This is a genomic window from Pedobacter sp. MC2016-24 (assembly GCF_015223055.1).
Taxonomy (GTDB): domain Bacteria; phylum Bacteroidota; class Bacteroidia; order Sphingobacteriales; family Sphingobacteriaceae; genus Pedobacter.
Map to the genome: position 1 here is coordinate 128,384 of NZ_JADFBX010000004.1, position 16,527 is coordinate 144,910.

15 protein-coding genes and 1 tRNA gene are annotated in these 16,527 nt (G+C 38.9%); 6 read left to right on the forward strand and 10 right to left on the reverse strand.

Annotation, left to right across the window (positions count from 1 at the left end; genetic code table 11):
* Positions 1 to 107: 107 nt before the first annotated feature.
* Both aroB and IM797_RS11455 read right to left on the reverse strand, forming a co-directional pair.
* Positions 108 to 1,175: a 3-dehydroquinate synthase gene (gene aroB / locus IM797_RS11450; RefSeq protein WP_194127269.1), complete on the reverse strand. Its 1,068-nt coding sequence runs from the start codon at positions 1,173 to 1,175 to the stop codon at positions 108 to 110.
* Positions 1,175 to 1,381 carry an RNA-binding S4 domain-containing protein gene (locus IM797_RS11455; protein ID WP_194127270.1) on the reverse strand — a complete coding sequence of 69 codons (207 nt, stop codon included), beginning with the start codon at positions 1,379 to 1,381 and terminating at the stop codon, positions 1,175 to 1,177. Before IM797_RS11455 ends, aroB begins: the two co-directional genes overlap by 1 nt.
* 96 nt (positions 1,382 to 1,477) lie before the next feature.
* Between IM797_RS11455 and IM797_RS11460 the strand changes: the two genes are divergently transcribed.
* Complete coding sequence (locus IM797_RS11460) at positions 1,478 to 2,662, forward strand: proline dehydrogenase family protein (protein WP_194127271.1); 1,185 nt, start codon at positions 1,478 to 1,480, stop codon at positions 2,660 to 2,662.
* 63 nt (positions 2,663 to 2,725) lie between these two features.
* Here the strand turns inward: IM797_RS11460 and IM797_RS11465 are convergent, their stop codons facing one another.
* Positions 2,726 to 3,361 carry an HAD family phosphatase gene (locus IM797_RS11465; RefSeq protein WP_194127272.1) on the reverse strand — a complete coding sequence of 212 codons (636 nt, stop codon included), beginning with the start codon at positions 3,359 to 3,361 and terminating at the stop codon, positions 2,726 to 2,728.
* Positions 3,362 to 3,426: 65 nt separating this feature from the next.
* Between IM797_RS11465 and IM797_RS11470 the strand changes: the two genes are divergently transcribed.
* Positions 3,427 to 3,500: transfer RNA gene (locus IM797_RS11470), tRNA-Ile, on the forward strand.
* Here the strand turns inward: IM797_RS11470 and IM797_RS11475 are convergent.
* From IM797_RS11475 to IM797_RS11505, 7 genes are all read right to left on the reverse strand, one after another.
* Positions 3,460 to 5,022, reverse strand: a complete 1,563-nt coding sequence (locus IM797_RS11475) for a recombinase family protein (RefSeq protein WP_194127626.1) — start codon at positions 5,020 to 5,022, stop codon at positions 3,460 to 3,462. The genes IM797_RS11470 and IM797_RS11475 overlap by 41 nt on opposite strands.
* 99 nt (positions 5,023 to 5,121) lie before the next feature.
* Complete coding sequence (locus IM797_RS11480) at positions 5,122 to 6,588, reverse strand: recombinase family protein (RefSeq protein WP_194127273.1); 1,467 nt, start codon at positions 6,586 to 6,588, stop codon at positions 5,122 to 5,124.
* A gap of 297 nt (positions 6,589 to 6,885) precedes the next feature.
* Entirely contained in the window at positions 6,886 to 9,633 is a 2,748-nt protein-coding gene (locus IM797_RS11485; protein WP_194127274.1) for a hypothetical protein, read from the reverse strand.
* Between the two features lie 351 nt (positions 9,634 to 9,984).
* The gene (locus IM797_RS28510; RefSeq protein ID WP_194127275.1) at positions 9,985 to 10,536 is read right to left on the reverse strand and encodes a DUF4238 domain-containing protein; all 552 of its coding nucleotides are present in this window, start codon (positions 10,534 to 10,536) and stop codon (positions 9,985 to 9,987) included.
* Positions 10,505 to 10,894, reverse strand: a complete 390-nt coding sequence (locus IM797_RS28515) for a DUF4238 domain-containing protein (protein ID WP_194127276.1) — start codon at positions 10,892 to 10,894, stop codon at positions 10,505 to 10,507. Before IM797_RS28515 ends, IM797_RS28510 begins: the two co-directional genes overlap by 32 nt.
* A gap of 19 nt (positions 10,895 to 10,913) precedes the next feature.
* The gene (locus IM797_RS11500) at positions 10,914 to 11,681 is read right to left on the reverse strand and encodes a hypothetical protein (RefSeq protein WP_194127277.1); all 768 of its coding nucleotides are present in this window, start codon (positions 11,679 to 11,681) and stop codon (positions 10,914 to 10,916) included.
* 62 nt (positions 11,682 to 11,743) lie between these two features.
* A complete protein-coding gene (locus IM797_RS11505) occupies positions 11,744 to 12,298 on the reverse strand; it encodes a hypothetical protein (protein WP_194127278.1) in 555 nt (184 codons plus the stop codon).
* Positions 12,299 to 12,444: 146 nt separating this feature from the next.
* Between IM797_RS11505 and IM797_RS11510 the strand changes: the two genes are divergently transcribed.
* The 4 genes from IM797_RS11510 to mobC all read left to right on the forward strand — a co-directional run bounded on the left by IM797_RS11510 (position 12,445) and on the right by mobC (position 16,499).
* Positions 12,445 to 12,798 (forward strand): hypothetical protein, encoded by a 354-nt coding sequence (locus IM797_RS11510; RefSeq protein ID WP_194127279.1) that lies wholly within the window; start codon positions 12,445 to 12,447, stop codon positions 12,796 to 12,798.
* Positions 12,799 to 13,019: 221 nt separating this feature from the next.
* Positions 13,020 to 13,571, forward strand: a complete 552-nt coding sequence (locus IM797_RS11515; RefSeq protein WP_194127280.1) for a BfmA/BtgA family mobilization protein — start codon at positions 13,020 to 13,022, stop codon at positions 13,569 to 13,571.
* Between the two features lie 3 nt (positions 13,572 to 13,574).
* Positions 13,575 to 14,486, forward strand: coding sequence for a DUF5712 family protein (locus tag IM797_RS11520; RefSeq protein ID WP_194127281.1), 912 nt, complete (start codon positions 13,575 to 13,577; stop codon positions 14,484 to 14,486).
* A 9-nt stretch (positions 14,487 to 14,495) separates the two neighbouring features.
* Positions 14,496 to 16,499 carry a conjugal transfer protein MobC gene (gene mobC, locus IM797_RS11525; protein ID WP_194127282.1) on the forward strand — a complete coding sequence of 668 codons (2,004 nt, stop codon included), beginning with the start codon at positions 14,496 to 14,498 and terminating at the stop codon, positions 16,497 to 16,499.
* The last annotated feature ends 28 nt before the right edge of the window (positions 16,500 to 16,527 follow it).

A 16,527-nucleotide genomic window follows, 5' to 3' on the forward strand; every position in this document is an offset into this window, starting at 1 on the left:
TTTGCCAAATGTACTAACAAAATTTAATTTGTCAATAGCTAATTTAAAAAAATATTTTTTTGTTGACTAATGCTTAGCCATTCACTGTCAAAATAATAGCCAGATTATTAATTTCTCTGGATGTTGTTGTAATAATCAAAGCTCTCTAAAATGTCACTTTCCGTTACGCGGCAGTTGAAATCACATTTTCCGATACGACTTAACAGGGAGAACATGATCTGTCCGTTTTCATTCTTTTTATCACTTTGCATCAGTGCTAAAAGTTCAGTGAAGCTTTCTGTTTTCAAATGATAAGCAGGGTAGAGGTTTGCCATATAAGTAGTCAGGTCTTCCAGATCAGCTTCGGTCAGTGTGTTGTTTTTTACCGAAAGGTAAGCCTCACAGATCATTCCGATAGCGATGGCCTCACCATGGGTTAAAGGGCTTGCGTCATTGACCAGGGCATAAGTTTCTACAGCGTGGCCAATGGTATGTCCATAATTAAGTATTTTCCTTAAGCCTTTTTCCTGCGGATCTTCTGTAACCACATCATTTTTTATGACTACAGAATCGTATATCGCTTTGGGGTCCATTTCCAGGTAATTACATGACTTTAGCGCATGATAGTAGTTGCTGTCTACAATTAAACCATGTTTAATCATTTCAGCGAAACCTGATAACAGCTCCCTTTCCGGTACGGTTTTTAAAAAGGCAGTTTCAATAAATACTGCTTGTGGCAAGGAGAATGTACCGACCATGTTTTTTACACTGTCAATATCAATTCCGGTTTTTCCACCAACAGAAGCATCTACCTGAGACAATAAAGTGGTCGGGATATTGATGAAATCAATGCCTCTTTTATAGGTAGAAGCGACAAAGCCGCCCATATCTGTGATTACACCACCACCAAGGTTGATCATCAGGCATTTGCGGTCGGCGCCAAAATCAAGTAACGTTTTCCAGATGCCAATACAGAAATCAATGTTTTTGTTTTCTTCTCCCGGATCGGTTTCAATCAGATCAAAGCCGTTGAAATCATCCAGCATTTCCTGAAATAAAGGCAAGCAGTATTCCGAGGTATTGCGGTCGGCAAATACAAAAATTTTGCTGTACTGTCCGGATTCGATGATTTCCATTAATGGACCTAAGCGAGTTTCAAAATGGATCGCATGTCCGGCACTATCTAATTTGTTCATTAAATTACTTTTATTTTTTGTCCCATAAAATCAATCACGTCGCCAACCCGAACTTTTAATCTTTTACGGTAGTCGACTTTGCCATTGTATTTAATCAAGCCATCTTCAACAACGGTCTGCGCTTCGCCGCCGCTTTGTACCAGTGCAGTTGCTTTTAGCAACTGAATCAGGGGAATAAATTCACCTTCTAATTTGAATTCTATCATTATACAGCAAACTTACAATTATTTATAAAGTGTTTTACCACCAATCGCAAGGGAATTTATACTTTTGCATGCAACATTACTAACTGTTATTTATAAATGGACATTTCCCCCAAAAAATCATTGAATTTCGATGATACTGAAATTGCTTTTCGCAATAAATCTAATGGCGAATTAAATTCAGCTTACTGGCTTTTTAAGATCATTAGCAGTAATTTTTTAACTCAAGTCGGTCCGCCAATTACCAATTTTTTCCTGAATATCGGTATGCCTATTAAAGGGATTATCAAGGCCACAATTTTTAAACATTTTTGTGGAGGGGAAACGATTACTGAATGTGAACACACCATTCAACAGTTGGCATTGGGTAATGTTGGTACCATTTTAGATTATTCTGTAGAAGGGGAAGAGGAGGAAACCGTATTTGATTTTACCTGCGAAGAAATCATCAGAACCATTGAGCGTGCTGCAGGTGATAAACGCATTCCAATTACTGTATTTAAGGTTACAGGGATTGGTCGTTTTGGATTGCTGGAGAAACTGGATGCTAAAAAAATACTTTCTGATGCTGAAACTGCGGAATATGCAAAAGTGAAACAACGTTGTGAAAAAATTTGCAGGGCTGCGTTCGATAATCATGTACCAATTATGATTGATGCAGAGGAAACCTGGATCCAGGATACCATTGATGAGCTGGCCATGGATATGATGCGTTTATTTAATAAAGAAAGCATTATTGTATACAATACTTACCAAATGTATCGTCACGATAAACTAGCCGATCTGAAAGCGGACCATTTGATTGCCAAAGCAACAGGGTTTATTTTAGGTGTAAAAATGGTACGTGGCGCTTATATGGAGAAAGAGCGTAAAAGGGCTGAGGAAATGGGCTATCCTTCACCAATACAGCCTGATAAAGCTTCATCTGATCGTGATTACAATGAATCGTTACGATATTGCATGGCTCATATTGATGAGATTGCTATCGTGTGCGGTACGCATAACGAAGAGAGTTGCCGGATACTGGCCCAATTGCTGGATGAGTGTAAAGTGGACCATAACCACCCGCACGTTTATTTTGCCCAATTATTGGGCATGAGTGATAACCTGAGCTTCAACCTGTCTGACTCGGGCTATAATGTCACGAAATATGTCCCTTATGGTCCAATCAAAGCGGTAATGCCATATTTATTTAGGAGAGCACAGGAAAATACTTCTATTGCCGGGGCTACAAGCAGGGAGCTTGGTTTGATCATCAAAGAGAAAAAACGGAGAAAGATATAGTTGAAAAATTAAGATCTATAAAAAAGGTTCCCTGCTCGATGTGAAGAAGGGAACCTTTTTTCGTTAGCGTATGCCGTTCTCTATCAGCACCTGTTCAAGATCCTTAGGATGTTTGGTCATTAACAGGGTATTCAGGCCCGCCAATTTAGCCCCTGCTATGTGTTGCGGACTGTCGTCAATAAATAGCGTCTCTGCCGGATCCAGATCATTCTCAGCAATCACCTGTTCAAATATTTCTACGTTGGGCTTGCGTAAAAACATGTCCTGAGAATAATAAGCCTTTTCAAACAGCTCACTATTGTCGTTCATGCCATATTCTCTTTTTAAATAGTCAACTATGTATTTGTAATGGGTCACATTGTTATTACTCAATAAAAAGGTGCGGTATTTTTGTTTTAGTTTAAGCAGCACCTCGTGAATTCCGGGTGGCACGCCGATTAATAAACTGTTCCAGGCGGCGTCAATTTCTTCATCTGTAAGCTTATTATTTTGTGCGGCATGACGTATTCCGTCTCTAAATTGAGCTGGAGTAATTGCTGCCGTTTCAAAATCGCTGAAAAGGTTGTGGTGACTTTTGTGGGCGAAAAATTCTGTACTGTTTATAATACCAAGTTGTAATAGAGCGTTTTGAGTCTTATTGAAGTCTATCTCGAAAATAACATTGCCGTAATCGAATATAATATTTTTAATTTTTTGCATAAAAGTGTTTCAAATTTGAATGTAAATATGTAACATTGCACTCGCAAAATCAAACAGATTTTACAGGGCCATTAGCTCAGTTGGTTAGAGTAGAAGACTCATAATCTTTTGGTCGATGGTTCGAGCCCATCATGGCCCACCCAAGTGGTCAAGTCTGAAAATTCAGATTTTGACCACTTTTTTTTACCCTTTAACTTCTTGGTAATCAGTGTGATATTCGATGCAATTTCGTTCGATCTGGAAGTTCGATGTTGTGATCCGTCAAATACGAGATTTTGGGGGTACATCGAACTTATCAGCCTACGCTTACCCTCCATATTCTGCGTTCTATAGGTCTCCAGCGCAGATTTTAGGTTCGAGAATAGTACAGTAAGGTTGTTTTCCACTTTCTTAGCCTGCATGGAGACCAATGGAAGCTTTGATTCCAGCAACCTGATCTCTTTTTCGCAAGCTAATTTAACCGCATGAAAGTCATTTCCTGAAAAAGATCCGGACATCAATAAATCTCTGGCTTCTGAAATACGGGTGTTCTGTGCCTTAATTTTATTGAGCAGTGAGCGTTGACTTTCCTGCCCGTCGTCGTAACGTTCTTTAAAAGCTTCATGTAAACTGTGAATGTAGAAGTCTGCCATTCCCTCTCTGACGGTTACCTTGCTTAGTTCTTCCTCAAATAATTTATTAGCTTCTACAGCCTTATAACGCACGCCACAAGATGAGCTGCAATGGTAATAGGAATAGTAAGTTCCCATTCTTCCTTTGGAGGCACTTCCAGTGAGCATTCTGTTACATTTAGAGCATTTTAAAAAGCCTCTTAATGGAAGATTGTCCATAGACACTACGGTTGTAGGGCCCAGATCTCTTTTCTTTCCTTCCATGACTTCTTGTACCTGAAAAAATAAAGCATCAGAAATCAACGGCTCGTGTTTCCCCTGTGCCCAGTACTCTTCTTCATCCTTGTGTTTGTTAATGACGATTTTACCGCAATAGACCGGGTTCTGCATGATGTTACGGAAGTGATTCCTTCCCACTTTAAGCCCTTTTTCTTTTGCCTGTTTCCAGACCTGATCAATGGCATATTTACCAGAAGCAGCTTCCTGAAAAGCCCATTGGATGAGTCCGGCAAGGGGTTGTTTTGGGGCAATGTATTTATTGCCAGTTTCAGTACTTAGGTTGATATAACCCATAGGTGCTGAAGCCATCCATCGACCTTCTTTTCTAGCTCTTCGCATCCCTTCAAATACATTGATTGCGCGTCTGTCGTTTTCCACTTCAGGGGCTGCCAGATAAAAAGCGAGCATCATTTTGTTTTCCGGTACGGCTAGATCCAATGGCTGTTCAATCGCTTGCGGATCCGCGTGAAACTTACGAAGCATATTGATCATGTGGTAGGCATCCCCGGTATTGCGGCTGAACCTGTCCCATTTGGTAAAAAGTACCAGATCTGTTTGGCCTTTACTTCTGCGCAGATCTACCAAAAGTTTGTTCCATACCGGACGGTTAAATGTTTTGGCGGAATGGTCTTCGTAATAGACCTGGGCAATTAGTATGGATTTGATTTCACAATATCTTCTGAGCACTTCTTCCTGATTGCGTTGGGAAAAGCCTTTTTCGGCTTGCTCATCTGTACTGACGCGCACATATAAAACTGCTGTACTACTCATATCTGATTGGATTTGAAATACATTAATTTAAGCAATTTCAAGTGCAGTAGCCAGATTTTTCTTTGTGTTTTTATCCACATTGAAGCCGTTAAAACGGGATCATTTTACCGGGTCTTTGAAAATGTGTTTTGCAGGTATTGTTAAGCTATAGCCGAATTGTTGATCGATGTAGTGCATTTGCTGGCCAAATATCAGTTGGATGATTTGTCTTTTGTCTTCAATGCTGCTCTTCGTGAAAAGAGTTTTCAAGTTTAAAAAGCTCTTTTCCTGCTGATTCAGAATTCTGGTAATGGATTGCTCAAGGTCGGGTAGGGATTCCATCTGGGTTTCCAGTGCGCTTATTTTCTCTTCAACTTCAGATTTGAGTTCGAGGTAATCTTTTAAGCCTAGTTCCTGTTCAATATATGAGTCTTTGATCTTTCTAAGCTTTAAACGGAAAGATTCTAATTTTGAAAATGTTTGGGTTCGAATCATTTGCCTTGATTTAATAGCTTGTTTAAAAACATCTTTGGCAATTTCCTTGAAAAGGCTTTTGTAGCTGGGTTCTGGAACGAGTTTCAGTAGCAAGTTGATAAAAGCTTCATTAACATCTAATGCTGGGAATCTAATCCTACATTTCGAGTTGCAATGATAATAAGTGTAATGACTTCCCGTTGAACTTTTAGAAGCACTGGCGGTCAGCATCCGCTTGCAATTGGGACATTTTAAAAAACCACGTAGAAAGAATTGATCCGGCAACGTGAAAGTCGTTCCTTTAGCCGGCTTTCGTTTCTCTAAAATTGCCTGTACCTTATCAAAGACTATACTGCTAATGATCGGTTCATGCTGTCCAGTAACTGTATGTGCAGCTTCGTCCTTGAGTTCAGGAATTACTATTTTTCCGCAGTATGCTGGATTTCGGATGAGCTTAGCGAAATTTCTTCTCCCGCATTTCAGACCTTCCAGTCTTGCTTGTTTCCAGACCTGGTCTACAGCTAGTTTTCCTTTTGCCAATTCTATGAAGGACTTGCGTATGATAGAAGCATAAGGTTCATTGGGACGAATGTATTTGCGGCCGGTTTCCGTTGTCCTATTGATATAGCCAATTGGGGCGCTAGCCATCCATCGGCCTTCTTTTTTTGCCCTTCTCATTCCATAAAATACATTTAAGGCTCTTCTATCGTTTTCTACCTCGGGGGTCGCCAGATAGATGGCCAACATGAGTTTGTTTTCCGGTATACTGATATCCAAAGGTTGTTCAGTAGCTTGAGGTTCTACCTGAAGTTTTCGCAGAATAGAGATCATTTGATAGGCATCCGCTGCATTCCGACTGAACCTGTCCCATTTGGTGAATAGAATTAAATCTGGTTGGTTGGATTTACTGTTTTTTTTGAGCTGGGTCAATAATTTAGTCCAGGCTGGGCGTTTGAAGGTTTTTGCTGAATAATCTTCGTAGATGAGATCCAGGATGAGGATGGATTTAGCATGACAGTAGTTCTGCAACGCTTCAGCCTGGTTACGCTGGGAATACCCTTTGTCTGCCTGCTCTTCAGTACTTACCCGAATATATAGAATGGCCTTTTTCATAGCTCCGGAAATTGTTTACAGAAGATAATGGCCAAATTATACAGGAGATCTTTGATGAGTGCAGCCTCATCGTCGCTCAGTTTTTTGCCCTTCTTTTCCAAGAAGGGCAGTATTCTTTCAGTTGTGATGTTTTGAGTATACTCTTCCATATCCAATAGCATGAAAGAGCAAAATGGAATTTTAAATGATACTAGATTCAGTATTGTTCAGTAGTGGTGAAAATTTAGAGCCCTTTCTATTAATACTTTGCAATTTAATCTGATTCAGTTGGAATGATTCGTCTAAGAGCATATTAGACTAATGATAATTATTTTTCCAACTCTCAAGTTTTATCTTCCAAAGCTGTTTTTCCTTCAAATTAGTTTGGAGTTCAATTGAACGTGCCAACGAATCTAGACAATTGGTTATTTGCAGACTATTTTCGGTTTCGGCCTTATCATTGTAAAACGCAGCTAGAAAAAAATCTTGTAATTTGTTGTTTTCCCCCATTTTTATAGCTTCGTCAATCGCAATTAAAGCTTTATCATAATTAGTTAAACCGCGTTGTATTTTACATAAAGTTTGATACTGAAACGGATCATTAAAATCGAAATCTTTTGAAAGACTTAAGGCTCCTTGAAAGTCCCCGATTAATAAATAAAATTTAGCAGCTTCGCGCCTAGAAAATGGAGTCAAATCTAGAGATTTGAAATAGCTAATTCCTTTTTGTTTTGTTTCGGTCAACTTGTCGATCCTGTCTATTTCGTGATAATTGGTGGAAAGAAGTTTAAAATACTCAGACAAAATTTTGGCATAGTTGAATCTTAATTTATCATTTGTATCTACATTGGAAGGCTCAGGAAGACTGTCGACAAGGTCTTTAAACTGTGATGGGAAGGCGTAACATAAAGAGCTAGATAATTTACTTATTAGTTCATACGGTTGATCGAATTTGTCGTCTAAGCATCGCTTAACCTCGATTACGAAATCTTCAATTCTATCGTCTATGTGCTCTTTTTTTAGCTCAGAATACCTACTGTCGGAAATAAAGCTGTAGAAAGCTAATAATACCGTAATTGAACCATTTCTACGTATTTCATCACTGTCGAAAATAAATCTAATGTTCTTTTTAACTTCCGCAATGTTTTTGGCTTTCGCATGGATCTTGGTTATCTGCAGAATAGCATAGTCCGCAGATGGGTCACTTTTAAGTACTTTATCGAAAAAATCAAGAGCTAGGTCATCTTGGTTTATTTTACTATAAATTTTACCAATATGATGTTGTAACGCAATTTTAGATTGGGTATCTTCGATATTCATCAGAATTTGCTTTAGATCATTGATTTGAACAAGTGCTGTTTTCTCTCTTTCGACGCTGTCAGTGATTAAATAAAGTTCTAGTTCATACCGCTCTATAAGAAGTAGAATGTCGATGAAGTCTACCTTATTTGTTTCTATCGCCTTTATCTTAGAAATGATTTTTTCTGTTGAGGTGTTTATGTCATTCGATTGAATCAGAGAATATAGAATTGATTTCTTCAATCTACCTCGTGTATGATTTAGTTGTTGTTCTAAGAAACTTCTATGGTTAAACATGAAGCTATAGAAATCAAAACCTTTTTTTTGATGTTGTTCATTAAGAAAAACCACTAATTCCTCTTCGAATTCGGAGAGGAAGGGTTCAGTCTCAGTTGTATGGTTGATAGAATCGAGTACAATTTGATGTATGTCATAATATATAGAATCTTGAATAGTAATCAATGAGGACTTCTCAAAATCCGATAGCGGGAGCCTACCCAACATAAACCTGATGAAGTTCTTATTTATCTTTCTGTTCTTTGGTTCAATATATTTGATAAATGCAAGTTGCTTCTTAAATTTCTCACTTACGAAACCTATTATTCTATTAGCTATGCTTTTATTGATCATATCAGGATCACTTAGCCCGTGTACTTTATCAACCTCTAAAATAACATCTTTCCAATCAAAGGATCCATCTTCCACATTTGCTTTCAGAATATTTAGTATTAATGGATAGCCGCCTATGCAATTCATAAGGTGATTTAGTTCTTCACTGCTAGGGGGAGTACTACAACTATTCAATATCTTTTCAGCTTGAACTTTATCTAAATATCCTAAATGAAAAGTTTGTGTTTTTGATAGCGAACTTTCTAAAGACGTAATTAGGCATTTTGATTTTTTTTTATTTAAACCATTGAACTCTCTCGCAATCTGTTTTATGTTTTGATTAAAGTTGTCTAAAACTAGTAAAATGCGTGAATTTTCAAGTTTTGTTGCTAGATTAATCAAGTGGTCATGTTTTGACAATCGTACCGCTTCAAATTTAAGAGTAGAATTTTGCTCATAATCACCTTCTATAAAAAACACATAATCAAAGTCGTCTCTCAGCCTTTCTGCAATGCTAATACTGATTTCACTCTTGCCAATACCACTTAAACCATGAATTTGCAGGATGTCTTCATCATCTAGCTTTTTCAATATCTTCGATTCTTCTTCTCGAACAAAATAATCTCCCTTATGCTGAGGCAACTTATTTGCATCAGGAAGAATGCGGTAAAGGTCGTTAGTTCTGACAAGGTAGGCCAAAATCTTTAGAATTTTATAAGAGCCTAGGTTTTCGAAAATTACATCTCCAATTTTATCAGAATCATAATAATGTACTATTTGGACTAATTTTAGATCTTCAACCGTTTTAGTTAAAGTGGAAATCCGATTAGTTACAGCAACTTTATTTGAAAATAGATAAACCTCTTTGCATTTTGGATGATTTGTAATAGCTCCTTTTAAATCGGACAATGGTTTGGTAAAGGGATCATCAAAGTATTTTTCATCTGTTCCACACTGTCCAATAATATTGTATGATTCATTAGCCATATCACCTGTGTATTTTACAGGTTTAGCATAGAGGTTCTGCCCCTCAATGGTTACTGTTTCCTTCAGTATTAATTCTAAAAGGGTTGAGCATAAGTCTTCAAATTCTGTACCGTTAAGGGAAAGCAAATCATCTTTGACTGCGATTTTAAAGGCTCTTTTCATTTTATCCATTTGAGTTGATTAATTTAGGATAGCGAATTTAGTTTAATTTTTTTTGTTTAAAGTCCACAGGGCTAGATGTTATGAATGATCTTTTTTTAATTGGATTTAGCTTATGAAAAATATAGCTAAATTATAAAGGGAATCCTTCGCTGGATTTCCTCATTTCTTAGTTTTTTGCCCTTCTTGGAAAAGAAGGGCAGCATTCTTTCGGTTGTGATGTTTTGATTAAACTCTTACATATTAGTTGACACAGAAAAGCAAAATCGAACTTTAAATGATTTTGAATTCGGTATAGTTCTGTAGTGGTGAAAGAAATAATATCGGACTTGACTTGTGAAACTTTTTAAAATCAAATTGAAATTATCCAATTTCACTACGTTTTCTATTTACATCTGCGAGTTCCTTATGCGTTTCCACCATTTCTTTAGCCAGGTCAAAATTGTCTTCTGAGCAATAGACATATCTATAAGAATCTCTTACCTGTAAGGAGTTATAATAGATTATGTTTTGTGGATCTTTGAGTATCAAAACTTCATTTTCATATTGCTCATAATTCTGAAACATAGACCGCTCGCAAAGTACTAAAATGTATTTTGAAGATAGGGGGAAGGATATCTCTATTCCTTCAGAACTATATCCTGAGAATGACCGTACAGAATCTATAATGTGTGCTCTTTTTGCAATGGGGTGGTCTGAAGTATAAAAAGGTGTTTGTGTGGTGTTTTTGTAAATAAGACAGATATGCGCACTTAGGCAGTTAATCAGCTCTGTTTTTAAATTTTTTCCCGGTAGCATGTGGCTAATCTGTAATGATTTAGCTTTTTCTGGATCCATTTGAAAACCTAGAGATTTAACTTGTTGTTGTGAAAGCCATGATTTTTCAACCAAAGTCTGTTCCATCAGTGTAAACATCTGAAGTATACTTTGCTTTTGTTCTTAAAATCTGGATGCTCATGTATTCACAAAGCTGGGCTTTCGTTTGTTCATCTATTTTGAAAACTTTTCTGTTGTCAAAGTCGTCCAGTAATCTTGTTAACAATGGTGCAATCCTATCTTCGATATCGCCTAATGATTTCTCAATGAACTTGGCTCCAAATATTTCATCAATTTCTTTATGGTCATAGAAGTAGTTTTCACTTGCCAGGTTTCCCGAATTGGATGGAAAAGATTTAGCAGTTGTTTTATCAAATGCCCAAACCCTCAATTTATTATTGGAGAACCCTTTCAAATAAAATCGAGGAACGTAGTGCTGGTTTTTAACGTTTGACATAGGCCTTTAATAATTGAAATTAAAACCACATTGTTAATACTATAATAGATTGTCCTAGCGTGTTTTTCTCCCAAGACAAAGTAATATCCAGACCATTATGTTTCCATGTCCTGATAAATTCACCGTCCTCATATTCTTTAAATTCAGATAATTTCTCTTCATCTTTTAGATCGATAGCTCGTCCGAATACTCTTTCGCATTTAGAAATTAGGAGGGCGATTTCCGCAAACATAATTCCATAGCTGATTTCGTAAGATTTAAATAACTGTATACTTTGTCCACGTTCATTTTGATTAATCTGCATCCTGTTGTAATAATTGAATACCGGATATAACAGTTTAATCAACTGGCGTTGATCCAGCAGAGATTGATTAATCATGAATCCTTTTTTTAGAGAAAAGGAAAGTCCTCCGTAAAAAGAAGCTATAGTATCTTCGTTTTTCAACAAAAGCATGGATCTGGCAATAAAATCCTGAACCGATAAAACCTTCGTTTGTATATTAAACAGCTTATATACAATAAATGCCTTAGTTTGTACGCCAATATCGTCTGTGACAAAATAGTCTGCTTTACTTGCAAAGAAAGCATGGACGGCATCCTTATTTAGATCTAAATGGCTATTTTTCTTTAGCTTATTTTTCTTTCCGGTTCTTTCCTCAGTGATACCAAAAAATTCAAGTTGGACATAGGTGTTGATGAAACTCGTGTACTCATCATTTCTATCGGATTCCACCATAGTTAAATCGACCATTTCTGTGAAGGACTTGCCAAAGGCAGTATCCTTCATTTTTTCATCAAATTCAAATTCCCACTCGTCATAACTATAGGCTGATCTGTCAACATAGGCAGTTAATAATTAAATACTGAGTCGCTATCAAGCATTTGCCCTAGCCCTTGGAGTTTCTTAAGTGCATCATTTATTGTTCTCACGCCTTTGAACTGTTCCAATAACTCTCGATGTTCTGGTTGCACAGTTTCAACGTTTATATCGTTGGCGGGAAATATTGGTAAGTCAAATATTGATTTAAACAGGTTACCGTATTCTTCTCCTCCTTCAAAATCAAATATCTTACTCACAGAATCGTAAGGGTTTTCCAGAAATTCGTCGGAAGCTTGAAAATCTTTTGAATCATATGCTTCTGTTGGTGTAGCGAGTAGTATTTGGATTTCTTTTTTTATGTGATCCCTGCAGAAGTAGTTGTTCTTCACATAACGTTCCATTAAGATCAAGTCTTCTTTGCGGTAATCCTCCTGTGATTTAGTAAGATCAGCAAGATGCGCTTCTGAAAACAAAAAAACGAAATGCTCGTTCAATGCTTCCAAAGTATTATAGACAGCCTGATTAAACTGCTTAGAGGTTCTCTTTGCTTTTCTAAAAACGTTACTATCACAATAGATTCTCATATGGCGTTAATTAGTTATTTGGATTGATGGAGCTAACGGTATCGAATATAGCAAAACTCTTCGTTATTTATTTTTCAGTACTACCCACAACTACCTAAACCCCCATTATTGATTTCTTCACTTTTGTTTCCATAAAATGAATAACCATGGGAAACAACACAAACGTACTCCAGTTTAATGCTGCATTGGATGCAGGTCTTGAACCAAGAAATTACACATACAAGAAAGAAGAAGTGCCATTAGGCAATTACGATGCCCGCCTGGATTTTATGATCTGGTCTAAAAATGGGAACGCCATCAATTGCTTCTTTACGGTATTTCCGTCCGGGCAACTGATCAGCCTTTCGGTATATAAAAATGCCGAGGATGATTTCCTCTTGGGAAACTTAGCTGTAGGCAGGCTTAGTTTCGGTACCGTATTTTATCTGAACGTGGAGCAGAATTTCAAAGGCTATCCAAGACTGGTCAGCATGGAGCCACAGGATATCAGCCCCACCTAAAAGTCCCCCTTTCCTCGTAAAGTGGCACTGTCCTGCATTTCTATCTGAAGTCCTTTTCCCTACAGAAAAGGAGCAAGCGGAAGTTGGGCAGGGCCCTACTTTTCCCCCTCATTGCGCTGCAATCGGGGGTAGAAGTATACTCCGGGTATACTTTAGGCCACTGTCCATATCCTAAACGCATAAAATAGTATACCGTCCGGTATACTACATCCTGAAATGCCATGAACGAAGACAACAACAAGACCATAAGATTTTCCAAGACCACAGACCAAAAACTCGAAAAGCTCAGTGAGAAATTCGGGCGGAATAAACTGCTATTATTTAATCAGATGGTAGATTATTTCTACAAGACCAGCAAAGATCCTTCAGACATCAGCGATGAACTCCTGAAAAAGATGCTGGCCAAAAGTCACGATACCTATACCAGTTTCATCAAAGCGCAGGAGAAAATCCTGCTCATTCCCATGAGGCAGGATGTCAGCCGCATGATCAGCAACCAGGATCAGATCGTCAAATACTTTAATGATCAGGTCTTAAAAGCCAATAAGGAATTGTTGCAGAGTCAGCAGGGGATCGTCAGGCACTTTACAGAGACTGCCCAATTGATAAAGAGCCTGAAAGAAGGACAGGAGGATAAAAGCAGCCTGAAGATGAAGTTTATGTACATCCTGAACAATTACATCAAAGCCAGGGATAGCTTCAGTTTCACCACTTCGGCTAAAGAAAAGGAAGAATTAATTCTGGAGACACGCAAACTGGTTGCTAAACTCTAAGTCATGCACATCAACATTACCGATAGTGAAAAGGGCAAAGATACGGGCAGCAGCGGCCAGTTGGTGCATTACCTGGATAAAGAAAACAGGCTGGATGCGGAGAAAGCTCCTGAACTTTGGTTTAACGGCGATGGTCTGCAAATTGAATCTTATGAAGTGAAATCCCGCATCGATCAAAACATCGCCAAGTTGTGCAGGGATGAAGCTAAATTTTTCCTGATCAATGTCAGCCCCAGTCAGAAGGAGATTGCCCACCTGAAAGCCCTTTATAAAGAAGAGGATGTAAAAAAGGTACTGAAAGCCTACGCAGTCAAAGTCATGGACGAATATGCCAGGAACTTTAACCGTCCCGGAATACAAAGTCATAAAGACCTCCTGTGGTACGGCAAAGTCGAGAACTACCGGTATTATTCTCATAAGGATGCAGCGGTGAAAAAAGGGCTTAAAAAAGCAGGAGAACGAAAGGAAGGGGAGCAGTTACATGTTCAAATCATTGTGAGCCGCAAAGACATCAGCAACAAAATCAAACTCAGTCCGATGAATAACTCGGATGGTAAAAATCAAAAGCATTCCAAGCGAATGGGAGAGTTCAACCGTTCTGCCTTTAAGCATTCCGGGGAAAAGCTGTTCGATCAGTTGTTTCGTTTTGAGCGCGGGTTGAAAGAAACTTTTGCCTATGCGAATACGCAGAAGAACGGAAGTCTGGAAGAGCGATTGGCCATACAGGAGAAAATAGCATCCGGGGAAAGGAAAAACGATAGGGAAATAACCCCTGTTCCCCAGTCCCAGGAAACATTATCACCCACTTTCATGGATCTGTTACTGGCAAAAGCAGATTACGATCCTTTAAACAACCAGTTGAAGAAAAAGCGCAAGAAGAAGGGACAACAAACCGACGTGCAGCAAGGACTTTAAGCAACAACCATGAATACAGGAGAAGACATTCAATCTCTGCGTAAGATCATTGATCTGACGCGGCTGATCAGTATTGTGATACTGGTTATTCATTTTTATCTATGCTGCTATCAGGTGTTTGTACATTGGGGCCTGAATGCGGAACTGACCGATAAACTGTTTGGTAACATCGCGAGAACCGGACTTTTTGCAGATACCTTAAGACCTAAACTAGCAAGCTTATTATTGCTCTTGATCTCCCTTTTAGGCGTAAAAGGCAAAAAAGATGAAAAGATCCGCATCAATTCTATTGTAGCCTATCTGATCACAGGCTTACTGTTGTATTACATCAGTACTTTGTGTTTCTATATGCCTGTGAGTGCTGTTCTAATCACGCTGGCTTATATCGGCGTAACTACAACGGGGTATTTGTTGATACTCACTGGTGGCACACTCTTGAGTCGTATGATTAAAGATAAGTTACAGAAGGATATCTTTAATACGGACAATGAGACTTTTCCGCAGGAGGAACGGCTGTTGGAAAATGAGTATTCGGTTAATCTGCCCGCCAAATACAGGTTAAAGGATCAGATCAGGGACAGCTGGATCAATGTCATCAATCCGTTCCGTGGGATGCTGGTAGCCGGTACGCCCGGTGCCGGTAAGTCGTATTTCATCATCCGGCACATCATTGACCAGCACATTGCTAAAGGTTATTCCATGTTTCTGTATGATTTTAAGTTCGATGATTTGAGCAAGATTGCTTACAATAAGCTGCTGAAATATCAGGGGAATTATGCAGTGAAACCGAAATTCTATGTGATCAATTTTGATGACCTGAACCGTACCCACCGTTGTAATCCCCTGGATCCTGAAAGTATGGATGACCTGACCGATGCAACAGAAGCAAGTCGTACGATTATGATGGGGCTGAACCGAAGCTGGATCAAAAAAGAAGGGGATTTTTTCGTGGAATCTCCAATCAATTTCTTAACCGCGGTGATCTGGTATTTGAGGAAGTATAAGAAGGGGCGGTATTGTACGCTGCCGCATGTCATCGAATTGATGCAGGCAGATTATGATCAGCTTTTTTCTTTTCTGCAGCAAGAAGAAGAGATTAAGGTGTTGGTGAACCCTTTTATTTCTGCCTGGCAGAATAAGGCGATGGCACAACTGGAAGGGCAGATCGCTTCCGCTAAGATTGGTTTAGCGAGGTTGTCTTCACCGCAATTGTATTATGTGCTCAGCGGTAATGATTTCACGCTGGATGTCAATAATCCAAAGGAGCCCAAGATTGTCTGTGTGGGTAATAATCCGCAGAAGTTGCAGGTGTATGGGGCTGTGCTTTCCTTGTATGTTTCCCGGATGATCAAACTGGTGAACCGGAAAGCACAGTTGAAAAGCAGTTTGGTGTTTGACGAGTTCCCGACCATTTATTTTAACAACATGGATAGTTTAATTGCGACGGCCAGGAGTAATAAGGTGGCGACGACGCTGGCAGTTCAGGATTTCAGTCAGTTGAAGAAGGATTATGGTTCGGAACAGGCGGATGTGATTGTCGGGATTGTGGGCAATGTGATCAGTGGGCAGGTGACGGGAGACACGGCGAAGAAGTTGAGTGAGAATTTTGGGAAGATCATGCAGGACAGGGAGAGCCGGAGTATCAACAGTTCGGATATTTCGATTTCCAGGTCTTTGCAGTTGGAGTATGCGATTCCGGCGGCCAAGATTTCAGCACTTTCTTCAGGGGAGTTTGTCGGTATGGTGGCAGATAACCCGGATCAGAAGATTCAGCTGAAGATGTTTCATTCGGAAATCCAGAATGATCATGGGGCAATTGCAGTGGAGGAAGCTGCTTACAAACCGATCCCTGTTATTGAGCCTGTAAGTTATGGGGATGTAATGGAGAATTACATCCGGATTAAAGCGGAGGTGGATGAACTGCTGAAGGCAGAGTGTAAGCAGGTATCTGATCAGAGCGAAAATGATCAGGAAGGAAGCCAAGGAGCCGTCGAGTCGTTAGTTTCGGTATAGTATTCAGAATATTGAATTTTTATACATT

Excerpts from the sequence above, each read along its gene's own strand:
- aroB (WP_194127269.1), bottom strand. The coding sequence starts at position 1,175 with ATGAACAAATTAGATAGTGCCGGACATGCGATCCATTTTGAAACTCGC.
- IM797_RS11455 (WP_194127270.1), bottom strand. The coding sequence starts at position 1,381 with ATGATAGAATTCAAATTAGAAGGTGAATTTATTCCCCTGATTCAGTTG.
- IM797_RS11460 (WP_194127271.1), top strand. The coding sequence starts at position 1,478 with ATGGACATTTCCCCCAAAAAATCATTGAATTTCGATGATACTGAAATT.
- IM797_RS11465 (WP_194127272.1), bottom strand. The coding sequence starts at position 3,361 with ATGCAAAAAATTAAAAATATTATATTCGATTACGGCAATGTTATTTTC.
- IM797_RS11475 (WP_194127626.1), bottom strand. The coding sequence starts at position 5,022 with ATGAGTAGTACAGCAGTTTTATATGTGCGCGTCAGTACAGATGAGCAA.
- IM797_RS11480 (WP_194127273.1), bottom strand. The coding sequence starts at position 6,588 with ATGAAAAAGGCCATTCTATATATTCGGGTAAGTACTGAAGAGCAGGCA.
- IM797_RS11485 (WP_194127274.1), bottom strand. The coding sequence starts at position 9,633 with ATGGATAAAATGAAAAGAGCCTTTAAAATCGCAGTCAAAGATGATTTG.
- IM797_RS28510 (WP_194127275.1), bottom strand. The coding sequence starts at position 10,536 with ATGTTTACACTGATGGAACAGACTTTGGTTGAAAAATCATGGCTTTCA.
- IM797_RS28515 (WP_194127276.1), bottom strand. The coding sequence starts at position 10,894 with ATGTCAAACGTTAAAAACCAGCACTACGTTCCTCGATTTTATTTGAAA.
- IM797_RS11500 (WP_194127277.1), bottom strand. The coding sequence starts at position 11,681 with ATGAAGGATACTGCCTTTGGCAAGTCCTTCACAGAAATGGTCGATTTA.
- IM797_RS11505 (WP_194127278.1), bottom strand. The coding sequence starts at position 12,298 with ATGAGAATCTATTGTGATAGTAACGTTTTTAGAAAAGCAAAGAGAACC.
- IM797_RS11510 (WP_194127279.1), top strand. The coding sequence starts at position 12,445 with ATGGGAAACAACACAAACGTACTCCAGTTTAATGCTGCATTGGATGCA.
- IM797_RS11515 (WP_194127280.1), top strand. The coding sequence starts at position 13,020 with ATGAACGAAGACAACAACAAGACCATAAGATTTTCCAAGACCACAGAC.
- IM797_RS11520 (WP_194127281.1), top strand. The coding sequence starts at position 13,575 with ATGCACATCAACATTACCGATAGTGAAAAGGGCAAAGATACGGGCAGC.
- mobC (WP_194127282.1), top strand. The coding sequence starts at position 14,496 with ATGAATACAGGAGAAGACATTCAATCTCTGCGTAAGATCATTGATCTG.